The organism is Methanobacteriaceae archaeon, assembly GCA_030656015.1.
GTDB lineage: Archaea > Methanobacteriota > Methanobacteria > Methanobacteriales > Methanobacteriaceae > UBA349.
Genome location: JAUSNX010000010.1, coordinates 138,404 through 159,487, shown reverse-complemented (window position 1 = coordinate 159,487; position 21,084 = coordinate 138,404). Strand labels below are relative to the sequence as shown.

Genomic DNA, 21,084 nt, shown 5'->3' with positions numbered 1-21,084 from the left:
AAATTATTTGTCATATCGGAAGCCTATAAAAAAATAAAATAGTTTCCCGGCCACTAAATAAGTGGGGATCAATGTAAAAGTTAGGTTGATGTGGAATTTGAATATTTATCAGGTGTTTAACCATGGAAAATAAATTAAAAGTATTCCGGGCAATGAAAGATTTAACTCAGGAGGATTTGGCCATGGAGTTGGGAGTAACTCGGCAGACTATCATTGCTATAGAAAAAAATAAGTATGATCCTTCTCTAAATCTGGCATTTAAAATGGCTGAATTTTTTAAGGTAACAATTGAGGATATTTTTATTTATAATGAATAATTTAAATGTTATATGATTGATTTAAGGATAATGGGTGATTTAATGGTTAAATGGGATGCTGAAGATTATCGGAAAAGTTCATCCAATCAAGAAAAATGGGCCAAAGAACTAATGAATCTTTTAGAGCTTGAAGGCCATGAAAATGTTCTGGATATTGGTTGTGGTGATGGTAGAATAACTGCGGAAATAGCGGCTAAAATTCCTGAAGGCAGAATATTAGGTATTGATAATTCTATTGAAATGATTAAACTGGCTCAGAGAACTTTTCATTTTGAAGAATATCATAATTTAAAATTTCAGCATATTGATGCTAGGGATATGGATTTTAATAATGAATTTGATCGAATATTTTCTAATGCAGCACTGCACTGGGTAAAAGACCACCAACCTATTTTAAGGGGCATGAAAAAGGCCCTCAAAATTAAAGGAAGAATTGTCTTGCAGATGGGTGGTAAAGGGAATGCTGGGGAAATAATTGACATATTTGATGACTTGAGGTTGCTTGAAAAATGGAAAACCTACTTTAAAGATTTTGAATTTCCTTATGGATTTTTTGATGCAGTAGAATATGAGGAAATGTTAGAAGCTGCCGGATTGAAACCAATTAAAGTAGAATTAATTCCAAAAATCATGATTCATTCAAATATAGAAGAATTAGAAGGATGGATCAGAACTACATGGCTTCCTTACACTCAAAGAATTCCTAAAGAACTTCAAGAGTTGTTTATACATGAAATTGCATTGTCATATATTCAAAAACGCCCCTCAAAATTTCAGAGTATAGAAATTAAAATGGTTCGGTTAGAAGTAGAAGCAGAGCGAATAGATTAATCTAATAAATTAGCAAATTAGATTTATTAATCGAGGGAATTAAATTGCAACTTTTTAAGACATCTAATGATCGAAATAATTTTTTAAAACTATTATTAAAAATAGTTCTGGCCTTAATTTTGATACAACTATTACGGGCCGGAATAATGTTTTCTTTGTGGTGGCTGGTGGCCCCCGGAGATAATACAACTATTTTCCAGATGATTAATGGTTTGAGTATTATAATAACTGCTTTAATTCTATTATTATATTTTAAACCATCCTTAAAAGAATTAAATCTCAATTGGGATGATATAAAAACCAGAACTAGGATAATATATGCTTTTGGAATCGGATTGCTGATTTTCCTAGTTTTTACTCCCTACACCTTTAGCTGGGAGGCTGATGTTCTGGTAATGGGGATAATTTTTGGCCTGATTACTCCTGCATTTGAAGAATTCATGTTTCGGGGTTATATCTGGAATAAAATCGAAAATTCCGGTGAAATGATTAATTCTGGAGTTTTAACCTGGATAACAGTCACTTTACTTTTCAGCATCTGGCATTTAGGATATCTGGATGTATTTTTACTTCATCCTATGGCAGCCCATACGAACCTGACCATGATTCTGGTTTCTAAGTTGGGAATTGGAATGGTTTTAGGTATGATTGTGGGATATTTACGGCTAAAAACCGGAAAAACGTATGCTTCTTATATTTTCCACGGTTTATGGAATGTTTTCGCCCCTTAAATCGTTTATTTAAATTTTTATTTTAAATTTTTTTATTTTACAAAGATTTAATTAATTTTTTAAGAGAATTACTTAATTAAAAAATAAATAAGAAGAAAAGTAAGTTTATTTTAAGAAAGAAAATTTTTTTCATTAAATGAATATGAAATAATGTCATAAAAAAACTTAAACTTCATCTATTTCATCTACTTCGGCGCCTTCAAGGGCTTTTTGACAAGAACAATCATTTTCAGAAGGCATAAACTCAATGGTATGGTTTATTAAATTTACCAACTTATGCTTTTGTTTTTCCATTATCTCAAAGACTTCGTCAATGGTTAATTTATCTGGAGAAATTGATGCAGCATAATTGGATACTAAACAGACACTGGCATAGCACATTTCCACTTCTCGAGCCAGTACTGCTTCAGGAATACCTGTCATCCCTACTAATGTGCCGCCCAATATCTGAAACATTTTAATTTCAGCAGCAGTCTCAAAACGAGGACCTTCCGTACAAACATAAACTCCGCCATCAACTAAGTCTCCTGCAGAAATCAAGGCCTTTCTAATTTTATCACAGTATGGGTTGGTAATATCTACATGCACAGTTCGCTTATCATAGAATGTACTTGACCTTAATTTAGTAAAATCAAGAAAATCATGTGGTATAACAAAATCACCGGGTTCAATAGATTTTTGAAGAGATCCCACGGCATTGGTGGCAATTATTTGTTTTACACCTATTTTTTTTAAGGCCCAAATATTAGCACGGTAATTTATCATGTGTGGTGGATAGTCATGGCCTTCTGCATGGCGGGGAATGAATGCAATGTCTCGATCATGTAGTTTAAAAAGTGAAATTTCCGGTGAGTCACCATAAGGAGTTTTTAAAACCTTTTTTTCTACATCGTGGGCTTGATCTGTAATTTCATAGACCCCAGTACCGCCAATTATTCCTATCATGAGTTGCACCTGCTATAATTTTTAAAATTTTATTAAGAAGTGTGAGTTGTTGATAAAATTAATTTTATCTATTTCTTTTAAAAAAGGAATTAAAAATAAATGGGACGTGGGCTTTTTTAACCCTTAGCCACACCTAAAGGCACCATTTTAGCTACTAATTTTGATATCCCTGCTTCATCTGCTGTTTTAACAACTTCATCCACATCTTTATAAGCTCCAGGTGCTTCTTCTGCTACTACTGGCATGGATGTGGCCTTAACCACAATTCCTATGCTGGCCAGATATTTTTGGACTTCTTCACCCTTAAATTCTCTTTTAGCACCGGCTCGACTCATTTTACGTCCTGCACCGTGTGCAGTTGAACCAAAAGTCTCTTCCATAGCTGTTTGAGTCCCATGTAAAAGATAAGAAGCTGTTCCCATAGTTCCAGGAATGATCACTGGCTGACCCGTTTTTTGGTAGACTGATGGCAGTTCTTTTCGTCCTGGACCAAAGGCCCGGGTTGCTCCTTTCCGGTGGACATAGACTTCAGTTTTCCTTCCTTTTATTTCATGTACTTCTTTTTTGGCTATGTTGTGAGCTACATCATAAATTATGTTCATTTCCATATCTTCGGCACTTTTGTGGAATATCTGCTCAAAAGATTCCCTTACCCAGTGTACAATCATTTGTCGGTTGGCCCAGGCATAGTTGGCTGCCGCAGACATGGCCTTAAAGTAGTCCTGAGCTTCATCAGAATCCACGGGGGCACAGGCCAGTTGCCGGTCCGGGATATTAATTTTATGTCGTTTATAAGCCCTATCCATGGTTCTAAGGTAGTCAGAACACACCTGGTGTCCGCATCCTCGGGAACCAGAGTGTATGAGCACTGCCACTTCGCCAGGTTTGACCCCAAAGGTTTTAGCTACATCGGGGTCAAAAATTTCTTCTATTTTTTGCACTTCTAAAAAGTGATTACCTGATCCCAGAGAACCTAATTGAGGTATTCCTCGCTTTTTGGCCTTTTCAGATACCTTTTCAGAGTCGGCCTCTTTCATTTTTCCGTTCTCTTCTAGATATTCCAGATCATGGTCCCAACCGTATCCATTTTCTACGGCCCATTCGGCACCATTATTCAGTACTTCGTCGATTTGACCTTCCTGAAGCCGTATTTGACCTTTACTTCCTACTCCAGAGGGGACATTTATGAATAAGGCATCAATGAGTTCTTTCATCTTGGGGCGCACTTCATCCTCGGTGAGGTTGGTACGTAGCATCCTTACTCCACAGTTAATATCAAACCCAACTCCTCCAGGACTTATAACGCCTGTACGGGCACTAAATGCCCCTACTCCTCCGATACTGAATCCGTAACCAAAGTGTATGTCAGGTAATCCTATGGAAAACTTTTGAATACCAGGTAAACAAGCCACATTGGCCACCTGATCCACGGCACCCGGTTCTAATTCTTTTATGGCTACATCATTAAGAAAAATTCTTCCGGGGACTCTCATACCCTTTTTATAGCTGGTGGGCACTTCCCAGACACAGTCTCTAACTCTGGTTAATACTTCTTCCATACTCATGATAAACCCTCTGCGCTGTTTTTTAAGCTTTTTAATTTATTTTCAAGTTATTTTGATATAATAATTCACTATAAACAGCTAAAATTAAAAATATTTTATTTATATACCTAATTTGATAATACTAAAACTCTGAAATTCAATTCTAAGTTAATAAACCATTTGTGCATTTGTGCATTTATATTGTATAGATGACTGCTACTTATTAAAATTAGAATATTGGGAGAATGAAAAAAATAAATGAATTTTGAGTTGTTAAAAATTAATTAAATAAATTAATACCGGAGATGATTCTATTTTTTACTTTTTCTCCGCTTCAGATTCCAGTTTGGGCCCTTTTATTTTATTGTAAGTGAATGATCGGTTTTTTGTAAATTAACTCTTAATACGTCTTTATTTATTAGCTTACTTTTCAATGACGATGGTTTTGGTTATCATATCTCCTAGTCTCTGGTTTTTTTCTGAGGAAGCCATTGCTATTAGGGCTATTAATCCTGGTATGAAGTAAGGCATTAAATCTACAATTAAAATTAATGTCCTTAAAAAACTTTGAAGCAGGTTTAACTTTTGGTTTTGATCACTTACGACTTTTATTTTAAGACCCATTTTACCACAAGTCTGGCCGGTTAGATTGAATAGTACGAAGTATATGAATGATGTGCAAGCAGATATAATAATCCATAACATAAAATAAAAATCAAAATTAGTGGTGTCCGAATTGGGAATTATAATGGCCATTAATATTAATAATCCCCCCATTAACACGGATAATATTGTCATGTCTATGATGAATGCCATTAATCGCTTTAAAAGAGATGCATATTCAATTAGTTGATTTCCACACATTATGCAGTAGCTGGCATCTTTTTTATTCTCTTGCTGACATACTGTGCAGTTTTTTGTTTGATAATTTCTTTGGTTAAAAGATTGGAGATGGGGTTCTGAAGATTTTTTGGCACTTATTTGTTTAGTTTCAGGATGTTTTTGAATTGTAATCTCTTCAAGGATATTTTCTGGAGAATCTGCCACTAAATTGCTATTATTTTCAATAATATCCTTTGATTTATTTAAGAAGTAATTATTATTTTTATTTGTTTCTAAAATATGATTATTATCAACAGTTTTTCCATTTTCTTTTATTTCTTCTCCTTTTATTAGATTATATGTTGATGAGGCTATAATTGCTGAAAACATTAACATTACAATTCGTTCCAGGGGATGATCACTTGGTGAATAACCCGGCCAAATATTATTAACAACCATGCCGATTAATACAATTATACCAATAAAAGTCAAAATACCAACAATTCCAGCTAAAAACTTTCTAATATTCATTTAATTCACACCAATTTTGTTATATATGTATCATCAATTTCAAAAAACTATTATCTTACAGCATCAAAAAATTAATTTATTCCTTTCTATAGCGGCTCACAGCTCTAAATTATTTAATTAATTATTTAATTAGTTCAATTATTATTTAAATAGTTTTTCTGTTTGTTATTTTACTTTTTCTTGTTTTTAAAGATTTTTTTGGTATAAGCTGTGCTTAAAACATTTAATAAATTTAATATTACAATAATGTTAATACATCATGAAGTATTATTATATAAATGTAATGTTCAAAAAAAAATTTAGTTATTTATTAATTAATAAAAAAACTGAAATAATATATTAAATTAGCAAAATAAAACATTATAAATCCAAAATAACCCTGACATTAAACTCGGGTTTCTCATTCACTTCCATGAGGTGAAAAGTAACGGCCTTTACTTCATCTCGCTGTTCATGGATTTCCCGATTGATTTCATCTCCCCAAACTTCTGCTTTTAATTTATAACCTTCTTCTAAGGGGGTTATACTTACTTTAAATTTGGAAAAAAGAATGAACTCCACATCATGTAAAAACAATAACTCTTCTAGCCAATCGTATAGGAGAGAAACTTTATCTTCAGATTCAATGGTGAATTCTTTTTTAACTACTGGAGAAACTTGCGTGGCATCCGTCATTATTTCAAACATGGCCAGGCCGGCATTCTCATAAGACTCTTCTAGGGTGGAACCATAGGCCCAGAATCCTGCATCCGCAGTTACATCAAAGAATTCAAACTTCAATGCTGCATCTTCAGATTTATTTTCTTTTAAATTATTATCTAAAATATTATGCTCTCCTTATTTAATTTTTAATTAAACAATAGTAAAATGGTTTAATTTGATAAATAGATTTATCTGATGAATAATTTATTATTTGATATACTATTTGAACCTTTTTTTATTTTTAATTTTGTGAAACTAAAAATATCGAAATATAAAAATGATTACTTTTCATACGCTCTCTATCTCTTTTCTTAAATACTCTTTAAGTCAATGATAGTAGTGTGGAAGTGATTTAAATGTTTAAAGTTGGTAAGTCCAATTCAATCCCAAATCTAAGAAAAAAAGAGCCTTTATTTGACTTAAGGGCCATTAATGTTCAATCATGCATGGTGATGCTCTTTATCACCGGGGTACTTATATTCAGCATACTTTTTGTGGCTGGTGCCCATAACTCTAATTATCCTGCCGGATTTTAATATAAATTATGGTCATTGTTAAATCATAAACGGTTAACCATAATTTTGCCTCCCCAAGCACTCAAAATGGCAGAAATAATTTAAAAACCCCACCTCTCATCAATCTGGTGATTAGGGTTGAACCATGCATTTATTGATTTCATCCTGGCTAAATCTTAATATTATTAGCCTGGAATTCCCTCTCATTCCTTTTCCAGTGAACTTGGTATCAATTAATCGGAGAAATTCCAGTTTATCCAGGTTTCGATTGAATGAGGAGTAGCTGGTTCCAGTATTCTGTTTAAATAATTCATAAAGGCTTCCGGCAGTTAAATTTTCATCTTTAAAATTAATTATTAATTCTAAAAGACTGTTTTCAAGATCTGAAAGAGAATTAAGTGTGTGAGCTAAACTTGCAGGCCCGGTTCGTTTTAAAGCTTCGTCTAAATGTTTGTTTTCGATTGTTCTAGAAGCTTCTGATTCTGCTAAATTTCCACAAACTCTTAAGAGGTCTATACCTACTCTAAGATCGCCACTCTCTGAAGTCCGCTCTACTATTTCATCTAATATTTCATCAGAAATTACTTCAGGATAAAAACCAAGACTAGTTCTTTCTTTAAGGATGCTATATATTTCTTCTCGCGCATAGGGCTGAAATATAACGTCCTGAGGAATGAAAATAGAATTAACATTTTTATCCAGGGCAAATCTAAATTCTATGTCTGATAAAATGGCAAAAACTCCAGTTCTAGCACCAGGAAATACCTCATGGGCCCGAAGTATGTCGTAAAAGATTTTGTTAGCATTTTTGCTGTGGAACAGATAATTAACATCATCTAAGGCCACAACCAGAGCTTTTTCTTCAGATACAAGATGTTGCATAATTTTTTGATAAATTCTAGAAAAAGGAACTCCAGTCTCTGGGGGGAAATGTCCAAACACTCTCTGATAAATTTGAGAGAAAATCCCAAAACGAGTAGTATGGAGTTGGCAGTTAATATAACAACAAACAACTTTCTCTGAATTGCGTTCTACCAGGTCAAATATTTTTTTAATGGCCGTGGTTTTTCCAGTGGCACATGAACCTAAAACAACTGCATTAATGGGCCTTCCCTTTTTTAAAGCTGGCCTGATGCATATTGCAAGGGCTTCCATCTGTGAATCCCGGTATTTGTAGCTTTCTGGCAAATAATCCGGGTCAAAAGCATTAATATTTTTGAAGATGGTCTCATCGTGTAATAAAATATCTTCAATTCCCATAAAGATAGTTGGTTTCATTAATTAATAAAGTATGTGTATGTTAGGATTCGCGAGATGTTCTAAAAATATAATTTTATAAATTAAAAAAATTAAAAAAATAAAATTAAAATAAATTCTTAAATACAAAATTAAAAATCTGCTTTTTTAACTAAATTATAAATAGAAACATCTTCATTCGCTCCTATCCATTCCACCAGCCTTTCAGCATATTTTAACTTCAATTTCTTAATATCATCGGCCGGCCCAGTAACATCTTTCATATTTGGCCTGGAATATTTGGTAACCACTTCTCCAAAGTCCATACCTGCCATAATAATATTTTTAGCCCCTAATTTCACGGCTAGAAACACGGCCCGATCACCATCAGTAAAACCACCGAAATTATGAACATATTCTAAAGGGTAACTTTGGGTGGTGCCCAGAACATTTTTCAAATCGTTTAAGTTTGTTTTTAAAGCATCTAGATTATTTCCATGGCCATGAACAACTAAAAATGCACCTTGTGCATTGGCCTTTAGAATATCTTCTAATTTACCATCTAAATCGGTTACAATTATATGTGGGACTATATTATCTTCTATTAATGCAGTGGTGGCCCCATCAGCGGATATTAAAATAAATTGATCTGGATTTGCAGATATTTTTGGTTTAAGTTGATTTATATGCTTTTTAAGGGACGGACCTGCCCCAAAAACAATAATATTTTCTTTGGTAGGCAAATCACTAAAATAAATAGCTTTTTTATTTCTATTATCATTGATAAACTGATTTTTTAAATAATCATTCAGATACTCCGCAGATTCTTCATCAGACTTTCTATCAAATCCAAAATTCTGGAGTATTTCTTTATACCATGCCATCCAGGTTTCAATTTCCATTAGATTATATTTAGAAAGAACATAAAAATAAATATTTGTAATTTTTTTTATTTTGATAATTAATTTGTTAAATTTGAAGTTCAATTAGGAATAATTTTTTTGCTGCATAATGATTTATTAAATGAAGTTCAATTAAATTAAAATTAATAAAATATGAATAGTATTCATGGATTTAATTCATTATTTTGTTAATTAAAATATACACAAATTTGTACATTTTAACATGATTTTGGTAAAAATATTAGTAAAATATTAGTTAATATTACCTTACCTAAATTTGATGTTAAATAAGGTTTTTAAGTTAGAATAATTTAGATATAAACTAGGGACATATGAAGTCCTGGTGTGGATTATAATTCAAGCTCTTTTATAAGCTGCAAATATTTGGAGGTTTTTTAAAAATGGATGAAACATTGCTAATGATTCCCGGGCCGACACGGGTGGCTCCCCGAGTCCTGAAAGCCATGTCCGAGAACATTGTGAATCACCGAAGCGCTTTATTCGGTAAAATTCTGAGCGAAACTACAGAAATGATGTCTGATGTCTTCCGGACAAATAATAAGTCTTACCTTATCACGGGGTCTGGTACTGCTGCTATGGAAGCGGCCATGGCCAATATCATTAACCCTGGAGATAAAATACTGAGTGTAGTCGGCGGAAAGTTCGGCCAAAGATTTGGCCAGATTGTTGATGCATTTGGTGGAGAATCCCAGACTATTGATGTAGAATGGGGAAAAGGTGTAAACCCTGACGAGATCGGATATGCCTTAGAAGAGAATGAAGACATAAAGGCTGTCACTGTAGTGCACAATGAAACCTCCACGGGTGTTTCAAACCCTATTAAAGAAATTGGAAAAATAATGAGCGACTATGATGCTCTTTATGTGGTAGATACTGTTTCGTCACTGGCTGGAGATGAAGTAGATGTGGATGGATATGGAATTGACATCTGTGTCACGGGATCCCAGAAGTGTATGGCAGCACCTCCAGGTATGGCAGCTATTACTTTGAGTAATGACGCATGGAATGTTGTGGATAAGGTTGAAGCAAAAAGCTACTACCTCAACATGAAAAAATACCGCAAGAGCGGTGCTGCTCAACCACCAGAAACTCCTTACACACCATCTGTCTCTTTAATGTATGCTATGCATGAAGCACTGGACATAATTATGGAAGAAGGCCTGGTCAACAGAGTTAAAAGGCATCAAATAGCTGCAAAAGCTACTAGAAATGCTATAAATGCCTTAAACTTGGAATTATTCCCGGATGAATCTGTGTCTTCTACTACGGTTACGGCTGTAAACATGCCCGAAGGAGTAAGTGACGGTGAACTTCGAGGAACCATGAGAAACAAATACCGGGTAGAACTGGCCGGTGGCCAAGACCACCTCAAGGGAAATATTTTCAGAATAGGCCACATGGGTAATATTACTCACAGAGAACTCATCACTACCTTTTCTGCTCTGGAAATGACTCTTAGGGAGTTAGGTTTCGAAGTGAATATGGGTGAAGGTGTAGCTGCTGTGGCAGATACCTACTTGCCAGATAATATATAATAAATATTTAATCGTTATTTTTATTTTTACGATTATAATTTCTATTTTATCTTTTTTTATTCTATTTTAGAAAAATAATATTACATGTCTTAATATTTTGACTATTTAATAAGCATTATTATTGATTAAATATTAATTTTTTAACTTAAATGGAATTAAATTTCTTTAACAATCGCGGCAGCCGTGTTTATAAGCACAAATCCATCTTTACTTGCCTGGTTTATCAAATAATTAGGCCTGAGATAAAAAGACCTGAAGGCCTTTTTTGAAGTTTTTTAAGTTCTTCCAAGGAACAGTCCAGGGTTTCCAGAACAGGATCTTTAGTAGCAATTCCGTTCAATTGTCATAAGTCAGAATTATATTAATAAATATCTTTGGTCATTTCGATAATTTCTATTCATTGAGTGATATTTTATTTTGATTTATATTTGGAATATTTTTACAGATTAACAAAATCTTAACCATAATAAAATTCAACCAATAAATCATTCCTTTATGAAATCGGGAAGTGGTATATTCTCTTCTTTCACTGAAATGTCAATCAAGAATGGTTTTTTCATTTCAATTCCTTTTTTAACAAATTTAAATACATCTCCAGGGGATTCAACTCGTACGGCTTCAATTCCATAGGATTGGGCCAACTTAACAAAGTTTGGGTTTTCCAGTTCTACTTCATAGCTGCCACTGTGGTGCATTTCCTGCCATTGGCGGATAATGCCCAGTGAACTATTGTTGATTATACATATAACCATCGGTAAATTGTTTTGATGAACTGTAGCCAATTCCTGGATGGTCATTTGAAATCCACCATCTCCTATAATGGCCACTATGCTTTCACTGGGCCTAGCAAAACATGTTCCGATGGCAGCAGGCAGACCATATCCCATGGGCCCAAATGCTCCTGAAAATAGCAGTGAAAATGGCCTTAAGACTTTTTTATAGAGGGTTACCCAGGTGGTGTGGGTTCCAGCATCATTAACAATGGTTGAATCATTTGAACCGTCTAAAATCTCTTTTATGGCCTGCTGGGGTTTTAAAGGAACCTCGGAATAAAAAAATTCTGTATCATATGGTGCGGGATGGTCTTTTGAGTATACCTGCAATTCTTCTAACCATGATTTGATATGGGGGTCATCTTCAGGACTTGATGATTCTGAAATTTTCATAATTTCATTTAAAAATTCTTTAACATCCATTTGAAGGTTAATATCTCCTTTTAATGTTTCAGAATCCATATTGACTTGAACAATCTGGGGATTATTTTCTCCAGAACCTATTCCAGTAAGTGTTCGCTCTGAAAAACGACAACCTAAACCTAAAACCAGATCGCAGTTGGCACCAGCATAATTACCTACCGGAGTGCCTCTGTTTCCAATAAGGCCCACACAATAATCATCATCTTCTCTTAATATTCCCCGGCCATGATAAGTGGTGGCCAGAGGGGTGTGGGTTTTATTAACAAATTCTTTAATCTCATTTAAAGCACCCGACCAAACTAAACCCGCCCCAGCAACTATTAATGGTTTTTTAGCAGATTTAATTGATTCAACTACTTTTTTTAGTTGTGATAAATCTGATTGCGAATTTCCGAGACTTCCAGATTCAAAATCAATGTCCAATTTAAAAATAATATTTTCACCAATAAATTCATCCAGAACATCTTTAGGTAAATTAAGATGGACTGGCCCGGTTGGCCCTTTTTTCAGCATTTCAATGGATTTTTTCAAATTTGAAATGGCTTCTTGGACATTAGATGAATAGAAAGTTTTTCTACTAATTGGCTTAAATACTGAACTGAGGTCAATGTCTTGAAATGTATTCTGGCCTCTTTGCTTTGTGGGAACATCTCCAGTAATTACTAATATTGGAATCGAGTCTCGGTAAGCAGTAGCAACTCCCATAACTAAGTTTAAAGCACCAGGACCTGCAGTAGCCACACATACTCCAAATTTTCCAGATGCACGAGCATAGCCGTCTGCGGCATGGGCGGCTGATTGTTCATGACGAACCAAAACGTGATTTATTGGTGATGATCTTAGGGCATCATATAAAGATAGTATTTGTTCTCCAGGATGTCCAAAAATCCATTCAACATCTTCTTGTTCTAGAATATTTATAATTGCCTTTGCACAACTAATTTTTTCTGGTTTCATCATTGATGATTTATTCATTGTTTTAATATTTTGTAAAAGAAATATTTAATTATATTTAGTATTATCTAATTTAAATTTAATTTATTTGAATAATTCTTTAAAATTTCATTATATTACTCTCATTTACTAAAAATTCCAGTAAACTATTCAAAGATGAAATTACATATTATACTTTACTTAATACTCCAGTTTAATTGCATGCAAGACGAAAATAATTAATTATCAAGTCAAATTTGTGGGGGAAGGGGATAAAATGTCTAAAAATTTAGATACTCTACTTAAAGAAGAACGTAAATTTGAAGCAGACCCAGATATGATAGCTCAAAGTAATATTAAACAGTGGATGGATTCGCATAACATAAAAAATTACGAAGAGCTCATTGAAAAGTCAAATGAAGATTTAGAATGGTTTTGGAATGAAATGGCCCAAGATTTAGAATGGTTTGAGCCATATAATCAAGTATTAGATTGGAAACCTCCTCATGCCCAGTGGTTTGTAGATGGGAAGTTCAATATTGTGCATAATGCTCTGGATAGGCATATTAAAACCTCTAGAAAGAACAAAGTTGCATATATCTGGGAAAGCGAGGCGGGTGAGGTAAAAAAACTCACTTACTTTGAATTATACCGCGAAGTGAACCGTCTGGCCAATGCCTTAAAAAACATGGGTGTTAAAAAGGGAGATCGGGTGGGCATATATTTGCCCATGATATTAGAGCTTCCCATTGCCATGCTGGCCTGTGCTAAAATAGGAGCCATTCACAGCGTTGTATTTTCTGGATTTTGGGCTAAAGCTTTTCAGGAAAGGGCCAATGATGCTAAGGCCAAGGTAGCTATTACTGCAGATGGATTTCACAGACGTGGAAAAGATATTAAACTTAAAGATACGGTGGATATGGTTATGGATGATATCCCTAGTATTGAAAAAGTAATTGTTGTGCAAAATACGGGCAGCGATGTGGGAATGAAAGAAGGAAGGGATGTATTCTGGGATGAAATTCTAAAAAAAGAAAGTTCTAAATGTGAAACTGAGCAATTGGATAGTGAAGATCCTTTATTTATTTTATATACTTCTGGAACAACTGGAAAACCAAAAGGAGTTCTTCACACCCATGCAGGATATGCTGTAGGTACATACACTACTTTAAAATTTGTTTTTGATATTAAAGATAGTGATATCTGGTGGTGTGCGGCAGATGTAGGCTGGATTACTGGCCACAGTTATATAGTATATGCTCCTCTTTTAATGGGTGCCACCTCGCTCATGTTTGAAGGCACCCCCGATTATCCAGACCCTGGAAGGTTTTGGAAAATGATAGAAGATTATGGGGTAAGTATTTTTTACACAGCACCAACCACAGTTAGATTTTTCATGAAATATGGTGAAAAATGGCCACAAAAATATGATTTAACCACTTTAAGACTTTTAGGATCTGTAGGAGAGCCTATAAATCCTGAAGCATGGATGTGGTATCATAAAAATGTTGGTAACCGTAAATGTCCTATAATGGACACCTGGTGGCAGACAGAAACTGGAATGCATATTATAACTCCCCTCCCTATAACTGAATTAAAACCAGGCTCCACATTTAAGCCATTTCCTACAATTCAGGCAGATATAGTGGATGATAATGGGAATTCACTTACTGAAAGTGGAGGGCATCTGGTTTTGAAAACTCCATGGCCGGCCATGTTCCGCACATTATATGGGGATCCAGACCGATATGTGGAGGCATACTGGAGCAAGTTTCCAGGAATCTATCTAAGTGGGGATGTAGCTCGAAAAGATAAAAATGGATATTTCTGGATTCAAGGAAGAGAAGATGATGTTCTAAATGTAGCGGGCCACAGGATAAGTACGGCTGAGGTGGAATCGGCCCTGGTAAGTCACTCTGCAGTAGCTGAATCAGCAGTAGTGGGGAAACCCGATATTCTTAAAGGAGAAGAAATAGCAGCATTTGTAATTTTAAAACAAGAATTTGAAGCATCTCCTCAACTCAAAAATCAGCTTAGAGAACATGTTAGGGAAGCAATAGGACCTATAGCCAGTCCAGGAGTTATTGGTTTTGTAGATGACCTTCCTAAAACTAGATCTGGAAAAATTATGCGCCGAGTTATTAAGGCCAAGGTTAAAGAAGAAGATGTGGGAGATATTAGTACTTTAGCTAATCCAGAATCAGTTGATGCTTTGGATAGGGCTTTGTAATAAAATAATGTGGATAATCTATAGATATGATGATTACCCATATTTCTCATTTTTTATTATTTTCAATGCAATTTAGGATATTCTTGCTTTTTAATTAATAACATTTAAGTTATATTTGATAAATTACTCATTTATTACTCATTCTTCCTGATAACTACCATTATATTCTCCAGAGCCTTTCACATCAAAAACAACGCCCTGGGCGATTCTTTCGCCCTGTTTAAGAGTGTATTCAAATTCTCCATAATTATAAAGCATGAACTGTAATGTTCCATAGAATCCTGGATCGCCCACAGCAGTGTGAACAGAAACAAAAGACCTTAAAAGAGTTGATCTGGGAAGATATAGCATAGAAAACCCTTTTGGTATTTTTATTTTTCGATCAATTGTTGCTAAATAAGCAGTTTTTGGCTGAAGTTTGTAAATAGGAGGCTCTAATTTTTCTATAGTAGGGAGGTTTTTTTCATTATCAATAAGTGAACCAGGCCCAGTTTGGATAAAAATTTCATCTAATCTCAAATCAATTCCAGATGGTTCTGCTAGTTCCTTAAAATCAGGAAATAATTTTAATAATTCAGTCTCTCCAAGCATTTTCTATCTCCTTTTTAGTTATTAAATTAAATTCTAATCATTATATTGTTTTTTTGATTAAATATCAGAAACAATATGTTTTAATTAAATTAAAATTTATGTATAAATTTGTAAAAGATTAAATCTTTTACTCATTTAATAAAAAGTAGCACGGACGATATCATGAATGAAAATTGATTTAGCTGTATAATTAACGTTTAATTTCTCCATAACAGTATATTAGAAATTTAAAACGTCAGATTCAAATAATATCTTTTATTTCATTTAAATCAGTACACATGGCATAGGAACCGGTGAATTCTCCATTTTCATTTATTTGTGGTGTAGCCGAAACTAAAACTCCGATTTTGTTCCCATCATTGCATATTAATTGGCAATGATATTTTTGGGATATTCCATTTTTTCTAAGCTCTATGCGTTTTTTCTGTTCATCAAGATATTCTGGAGGTATAAAATCAAGAAAATCTTTATTAAGCATTTCTGAAATTTTATATCCTAACATTTTCCCCATTTTTTTGTTAACAAATATCGTATTGAAGTTTTCATCAAGTGACCATATACCTTCATTAGAAGTTTCTATTATATTCCTATATTTTTCTTCGCTGGATTTCAACTGATCTGAAATTTTCTTTTCTCGAGTCACGTCACGAGCCAGTCCTTCATAATATATTATTTCTTTTTTTTCATTACGAATAGCTTTCTCTGTGACTGACATCCAGGCCTTTTTCCCATTTTTAAGAAATACTTGGACATGATAATCTTTAACAATATCTTCTTTTTCTAGACGCTTTTTAAGATTTTTTCGATCATTGGGATTAACATAAAATTTAATTATATCTTTTACTTTGGATATCATGGCTTCTGGAGATTCAAAACCAGCCATACGGGCTAGTGCAGGATTTACATGAATATATTTTCCCTGAGCAGTGCTTTGATATATTCCTTCTTCGGAGTTCTCAAAGATGTTTCTATATCTCATTTCAATCTCTTTCAGTTTTTTAATTGCTAAATCCTTTTTTTCCCGAATATCAAAAGATTCAAGATAATATGAAATGTCTTCAGCCAGTTCCAGGAGTAAATCTACTTCTTCTTCATCATAGGCTTCTATTTCAGAAGAATAAATATTTAAAGATCCAACGGTTTCTTTTCCAATAAAAAGAGGAAGTGCAATAACTGACTTATAATTTCTTTCCTGAGCTTTTTCTTGCCATGGTTCAAAATAAGGATCTTCAATTATATTTCGTGAAATTGATACTTCTGAATTTTTGATGGACTTTCCTACAGGCCCTTCACCATACTTGTTATTTCCCCACCTTATTTTTATTGATTCAACATAACTTTCATCAAAACCGTAATGTGCAACAGGCAGAACTGTTTTAAATTCATCATTTTCAGCCATACCTACCCATGCAAGTTTGTATCCTCCTTCTTCTACAATTAGGCGACATATGTTATTCAAAAGTTCATCTTTGTCTTTTATTCGCACTATACTTTGGTTACAGTCACTAATCATTCGTAGTGCACGATTGACTTTTTTCAGTTTTTTATCTACACTATGTTTATAAAAAGCAGACTCAACAGCGAAAAAAAGTTCTTTCTCATCAATAGGTTTTATAAGATATCCATAAGGCTCAGTATATTTGGCCAGGGCCATGATTTTTTCTTCAGAATGAGCAGTTAAATAAATAATGGGAATGTCATGATTCTTTTTAATTTCGGTTACGGTTTCAATACCGTCAATTTCTCCTTTTAAAACTATATCCATCAAAATAAGGTCCGGATTTGTTTCATTCACTAGTTGAATTGCATCAGCACCACTATGGGCGACTTTTGGCACAATATGTCCCCAGTGCTCTAGCTTTCTTTTAATATCCAGCGCTGTAATAGCTTCATCTTCTACGATAACGATGTCTAGTGAAGTCTCATGCATTGCATTAGTATTTGTAAAATTTTATTAAAGTCTTTTTGGATAAACCTTAAATAGGATAGAAAAACTGACTTTATTTATTTCATGATAGGAGATTAAAGATGAAAAACGTTCAGGAACATTTTGATAGTGAAGCTAAATATTATGACAACTTAATTTTAACTTTAATTCCTTACTATAATCAAATGACTGATGTACTGGTGGATGGACTGCCTTTTAATGAGAAAGAAGAGTTAAATATTATTGATTTAGGATGTGGCACGGGTAATATTTCCAAAAAAATAAAAAACAGATTTCCAGCAGCCCATATAACTTGTGTGGATATATCTAAGAACATGATTGACATAGCTCAAAATAAGCTCTCAAATTACTCGAATATCACTTATAAATTGGCTGATTTTCAGGATATTTCTTTAAATGGAGTTTATGATGCTGTTGTTTCATCTTTGGCCATGCATCATCTAGAAACAGACTCAGATAAGAAAAAGTTGTATGAGAAAATTTTTAATTCGCTCTCAGATGGTGGGGTGTTTTACAATGCGGACGTTGTTTTAGGCTCTTCAGACTATTTACAGGATATTTATATTCAAAAATGGAAAGAATTCATGGCCAAAAACCATTCTCATGAAGATATTGAAAATAAGTGGATGCCCACACATAGGGCAGAAGATAATCCTTCTAAAATGAGCGACCATATCAAATGGTTAGATGAAGTTGGCTTTAAGCAGGTAGATGTGCTATGGAAGTATTATAATTATGGGGTCTACGGTGGAGTAAAATAGTTAAAAATAATATGCTTATTTTGATTTATTTTAAATTAAAATATTAATTTATTAATTAAATTTTAAAATTCAAAAATAATGCTTAAATAAAATATTTTTTATTAATTTTATTTTTTTGAAATTAAAATGAAGAATATTTAATGAATAATTCCTAAAATATCTGTTCAATCATCCATTCTGGTTTAAATTCCATTAAATCTTCGTATCCTTGGCCCATACCTAAAAATAATATTGGTTTACTTATCACATAACCAATAGATAGGGCCGCACCGCCTTTAGCATCTGCATCGGCCTTGGTGAGGATAATTCCATCTAAACCAACAGATTCATTGAATTTCATGGCCTGTTCAACGGCATCATTTCCAGTAAGGGAATCACCTACAAATACAATCATGTCTGGACTTATAACTCTCTTGATTTTGGCCATTTCATCCATGAGATTGATATTGGTCTGCATTCGCCCAGCAGTATCTACCAAAACTATTTCTTTACCTTGTGCTTTGGCATGGGAAACTGCATCAAAGGCCACGGCAGCAGGATCTGCCCCTTTCTTGTGCTTGATGATTTTAACACCAATGGCTTCAGCATGATGGGTTATTTGTTCAATAGCTCCTGCTCTGAAGGTATCAGATGCTGCAATAACTGGAGTATATCCTTTATTTATAAAATAAGTAGAAATTTTGGCAATAGTAGTGGTTTTTCCAGTACCATTTATGCCTACAAACATAATTATTAAAGGTTCGTTTTTGGCTTTTTTTTCAGCAAGTAAAGTATCTATGCTCTTACTTTCCACATCTAAAATGCTAGAAACCGCCTTTTTAAGGGCCTGGAGAGTGTATTCAGAAACATCGCTGCTTCTTTTTATTTTTCTACCCACCAGATCCTCTTTAACAGAACTAATAATTTTTTCGGCCACTTCTAAGGCCACATCACTCTCTAAAAGAGACATTTCAAGTTCCCATAAAAGTTCATCCAGATCCTTCTCGGAAATAGTTTTTTCCCGAATAAAAGAAAAAATACCTGATTTGGGTTCATTCTCAGATTCATCAGATTCTTTTTCTTCTTTCTCAGAAACAGACTTTTTTTCTTCACCTTCTACTTTAGGTGTTTTTGGATCTTCAGAATCTTCTTCAGGTTTATATTCCGAAGATTTTCTTTTTAATCTAGAAAAAAAGGATTTTTTAGAATCAGAATCTTTAGCTTCAGAAATTTCATCATCTTTAATATCTTCTGGAATGCTTTCTGCGGTTTCACTTAGTTCTACTAATGATTCATCTGGTTTAGTAGATACGGGTGATGATTTTACATCATCAACTTTTTCAGGTGAAGATTCCGCTTTATTTTTGACTGAAGTTTCAATTTCAGCCTTTTTAGCTTCCTCTTCAGCTTCCTGAGAAACTTGTTCAGTAAGCTTACCTATGGTTCCATTGAATTTCTTTTTTAGAGAATCAAACAATTATTGCCCACTTCCCCTAACTTTTTGGAGGAGCTCCTCAGCTTGAGGAGATAGTTTAACAATTATATCAGTTAATTGTTGTAAATTTTGAGCCATTTTTTCCATGGTTTTTTGCAGCTCTTCTTTCTGGGTGGAAACAGTTTCCTGGGCATCATCCATTTTTTTACTTATAGCCACACCAGCACCGACGCTCATAATTACTTCTTCGGTGTTTTTGATATCTGCAGCGAGGAAAGAACCTGCACCCACCGGTACTAAAGTTTCCAGATCTTTTCCATTTTTAATGGTTTCTAATGTATTTTCCAGGATTTCTAATTCGCCAAGGGACGCTCTTAATGCTTCCATTTGTTGTTGAATTAGGTCCGCCTGGTTTTGATACAGGTTTATTTGGTTTACTAATTCCTCTAATCTCTGCTGGTCTTCCATGGGATCACCTTAAAAGGGCTTTAACCACTGGGTCTTGTACATCTTCTGCAGAGATTTCCTCAATTTTTTCGATTTTTACTTGATATCTACCGATGTGATGTTTGCTTCCGAATTCGGAATAAAGTCTTTCGTAGATGTCTTCTTCTTTTAAAGCTTTTAACTCTTTTGTGAAGGGTTTTAAGTTTTCACCCATTACAAATTTACCTTGAATTCTAAATATCTTTGTTTTCATAAGTATCCCTCGAGAAAACCTAATGCTTCCTCTATTCTTGCCATTTCGGGCCCGGTAGTTATTTCTCCCACCAGAACTCCATTAGAATTAGCTGTGGAACATGCTCCCACTAAACCTACTCCTCTGTTAACAGTTCCTACATCTGCAGAAACTTTTAAAACATCTTCAACAAGTTTTAATTCAGATTTACTAGTTTGTGGATGTAGCAAAGCTCCTTTATTGGTGGCTGTAGCCACTGAACCTAGAATATTAAATCCGGCCAGGGTAGCTCTTTGGGCATCAACCCCTAATACTCTGCTGATAATTTCTATAGATTTATCTGAGAGGTCAGGGCTAACTAATGCGCCGTTATCATTGGCTAAAATGATATTACCTACTGCAGTATGCCTGTCAGGTACTTTTTCAACTGTAAGTCCTGCATTTCGCATAGTTTCTATTTCTTTATCCATAGTGTGTTTGGAAACCAAAAAACCATTAGAATTACCTACGGCCAAGGCACCAGCTAGGCTGCTGCCACTAATAGGGGTTCTTAAAATTTCTATTTCTAGGGCTTCTTTTATAGCTTCTTCCATAACATCAGGAAGGTTCAGGGGAACCAGGGCCACACTATCAGTAATAGAAATGTAAACTCCCAGATTGGGATTTCCGCTGAGGTTGATTCTCCGTATCATGATTCACC

General features: G+C 34.2%; 20 protein-coding genes. 7 read left to right on the top strand and 13 right to left on the bottom strand.

All coding sequences use genetic code 11. The features are described 5' to 3' along the window. Positions 1-122 precede the first annotated feature (122 nt). Genes Q7I96_08170 through Q7I96_08160 form a run of 3 tightly spaced genes read left to right on the top strand, consistent with a single transcriptional unit; the run spans position 123 to position 1,879 of the window. Positions 123-317 carry a helix-turn-helix transcriptional regulator gene (locus Q7I96_08170; GenBank protein ID MDO9627582.1) on the top strand — a complete coding sequence of 65 codons (195 nt, stop codon included), beginning with the start codon at positions 123-125 and terminating at the stop codon, positions 315-317. Between the two features lie 42 nt (positions 318-359). After that, positions 360-1,148: a methyltransferase domain-containing protein gene (locus tag Q7I96_08165; GenBank protein MDO9627581.1), complete on the top strand. Its 789-nt coding sequence runs from the start codon at positions 360-362 to the stop codon at positions 1,146-1,148. 44 nt (positions 1,149-1,192) lie between these two features. Continuing rightward, positions 1,193-1,879 (top strand): CPBP family intramembrane metalloprotease, encoded by a 687-nt coding sequence (locus Q7I96_08160; GenBank protein MDO9627580.1) that lies wholly within the window; start codon positions 1,193-1,195, stop codon positions 1,877-1,879. 165 nt (positions 1,880-2,044) lie between these two features. On the opposite strand, the gene mtnP is transcribed toward Q7I96_08160, so the two are convergent. The 4 genes from mtnP to Q7I96_08140 all read right to left on the bottom strand — a co-directional run bounded on the left by mtnP (position 2,045) and on the right by Q7I96_08140 (position 6,501). Then, complete coding sequence (gene mtnP / locus Q7I96_08155) at positions 2,045-2,824, bottom strand: S-methyl-5'-thioadenosine phosphorylase (protein MDO9627579.1); 780 nt, start codon at positions 2,822-2,824, stop codon at positions 2,045-2,047. Between the two features lie 116 nt (positions 2,825-2,940). Continuing rightward, positions 2,941-4,389 carry an RtcB family protein gene (locus Q7I96_08150; protein ID MDO9627578.1) on the bottom strand — a complete coding sequence of 483 codons (1,449 nt, stop codon included), beginning with the start codon at positions 4,387-4,389 and terminating at the stop codon, positions 2,941-2,943. Positions 4,390-4,791: 402 nt separating this feature from the next. Beyond that, positions 4,792-5,721 (bottom strand): RDD family protein, encoded by a 930-nt coding sequence (locus Q7I96_08145; protein ID MDO9627577.1) that lies wholly within the window; start codon positions 5,719-5,721, stop codon positions 4,792-4,794. A gap of 360 nt (positions 5,722-6,081) precedes the next feature. Then, positions 6,082-6,501 (bottom strand): archease, encoded by a 420-nt coding sequence (locus Q7I96_08140; GenBank protein MDO9627576.1) that lies wholly within the window; start codon positions 6,499-6,501, stop codon positions 6,082-6,084. 278 nt (positions 6,502-6,779) lie between these two features. Here Q7I96_08140 and Q7I96_08135 point away from each other — a divergent pair, with 278 nt between their 5' ends. Further along, the gene (locus tag Q7I96_08135) at positions 6,780-6,959 is read left to right on the top strand and encodes a hypothetical protein (GenBank protein MDO9627575.1); all 180 of its coding nucleotides are present in this window, start codon (positions 6,780-6,782) and stop codon (positions 6,957-6,959) included. A 111-nt stretch (positions 6,960-7,070) separates the two neighbouring features. On the opposite strand, the gene Q7I96_08130 is transcribed toward Q7I96_08135, so the two are convergent. Continuing rightward, positions 7,071-8,216: an ORC1-type DNA replication protein gene (locus Q7I96_08130; protein MDO9627574.1), complete on the bottom strand. Its 1,146-nt coding sequence runs from the start codon at positions 8,214-8,216 to the stop codon at positions 7,071-7,073. A 110-nt stretch (positions 8,217-8,326) separates the two neighbouring features. Next, entirely contained in the window at positions 8,327-9,076 is a 750-nt protein-coding gene (locus Q7I96_08125) for a DUF115 domain-containing protein (GenBank protein ID MDO9627573.1), read from the bottom strand. A gap of 401 nt (positions 9,077-9,477) precedes the next feature. Here Q7I96_08125 and Q7I96_08120 point away from each other — a divergent pair, with 401 nt between their 5' ends. After that, positions 9,478-10,632: an alanine--glyoxylate aminotransferase family protein gene (locus tag Q7I96_08120; protein ID MDO9627572.1), complete on the top strand. Its 1,155-nt coding sequence runs from the start codon at positions 9,478-9,480 to the stop codon at positions 10,630-10,632. A gap of 485 nt (positions 10,633-11,117) precedes the next feature. On the opposite strand, the gene Q7I96_08115 is transcribed toward Q7I96_08120, so the two are convergent. After that, positions 11,118-12,803 (bottom strand): thiamine pyrophosphate-binding protein, encoded by a 1,686-nt coding sequence (locus tag Q7I96_08115; GenBank protein ID MDO9627571.1) that lies wholly within the window; start codon positions 12,801-12,803, stop codon positions 11,118-11,120. Positions 12,804-13,038: 235 nt separating this feature from the next. On the opposite strand from Q7I96_08115, the gene acs reads away from it, so the two are divergent. Then, positions 13,039-14,991 (top strand): acetate--CoA ligase, encoded by a 1,953-nt coding sequence (gene acs / locus Q7I96_08110; GenBank protein MDO9627570.1) that lies wholly within the window; start codon positions 13,039-13,041, stop codon positions 14,989-14,991. Positions 14,992-15,129: 138 nt separating this feature from the next. On the opposite strand, the gene Q7I96_08105 is transcribed toward acs, so the two are convergent. Together Q7I96_08105 and Q7I96_08100 are read right to left on the bottom strand one after the other, a co-directional pair. Then, complete coding sequence (locus Q7I96_08105) at positions 15,130-15,582, bottom strand: deoxyuridine 5'-triphosphate nucleotidohydrolase (GenBank protein MDO9627569.1); 453 nt, start codon at positions 15,580-15,582, stop codon at positions 15,130-15,132. 241 nt (positions 15,583-15,823) lie between these two features. Continuing rightward, positions 15,824-17,512 (bottom strand): PAS domain S-box protein, encoded by a 1,689-nt coding sequence (locus tag Q7I96_08100; protein MDO9627568.1) that lies wholly within the window; start codon positions 17,510-17,512, stop codon positions 15,824-15,826. 98 nt (positions 17,513-17,610) lie between these two features. Between Q7I96_08100 and Q7I96_08095 the strand changes: the two genes are divergently transcribed. Further along, positions 17,611-18,291, top strand: coding sequence for a class I SAM-dependent methyltransferase (locus Q7I96_08095; GenBank protein MDO9627567.1), 681 nt, complete (start codon positions 17,611-17,613; stop codon positions 18,289-18,291). A gap of 151 nt (positions 18,292-18,442) precedes the next feature. Here Q7I96_08095 and ftsY read toward each other — a convergent pair whose 3' ends face one another. The 4 genes from ftsY to Q7I96_08075 are packed head-to-tail and all read right to left on the bottom strand — an operon-like array spanning position 18,443 to position 21,076. Further along, on the bottom strand, positions 18,443-19,747 hold the full coding sequence (gene ftsY, locus Q7I96_08090; GenBank protein MDO9627566.1) for a signal recognition particle-docking protein FtsY: 1,305 nt from the start codon (positions 19,745-19,747) through the stop codon (positions 18,443-18,445). Further along, positions 19,748-20,173, bottom strand: coding sequence for a prefoldin subunit alpha (gene pfdA / locus Q7I96_08085; GenBank protein ID MDO9627565.1), 426 nt, complete (start codon positions 20,171-20,173; stop codon positions 19,748-19,750). It lies immediately after the preceding gene. Between the two features lie 4 nt (positions 20,174-20,177). Further along, positions 20,178-20,405: a 50S ribosomal protein L18Ae gene (rpl18a, locus tag Q7I96_08080; protein MDO9627564.1), complete on the bottom strand. Its 228-nt coding sequence runs from the start codon at positions 20,403-20,405 to the stop codon at positions 20,178-20,180. After that, positions 20,402-21,076, bottom strand: coding sequence for a translation initiation factor IF-6 (locus Q7I96_08075; protein ID MDO9627563.1), 675 nt, complete (start codon positions 21,074-21,076; stop codon positions 20,402-20,404). The genes rpl18a and Q7I96_08075 overlap by 4 nt, the downstream gene beginning before the upstream one ends. Positions 21,077-21,084 lie beyond the last annotated feature (8 nt).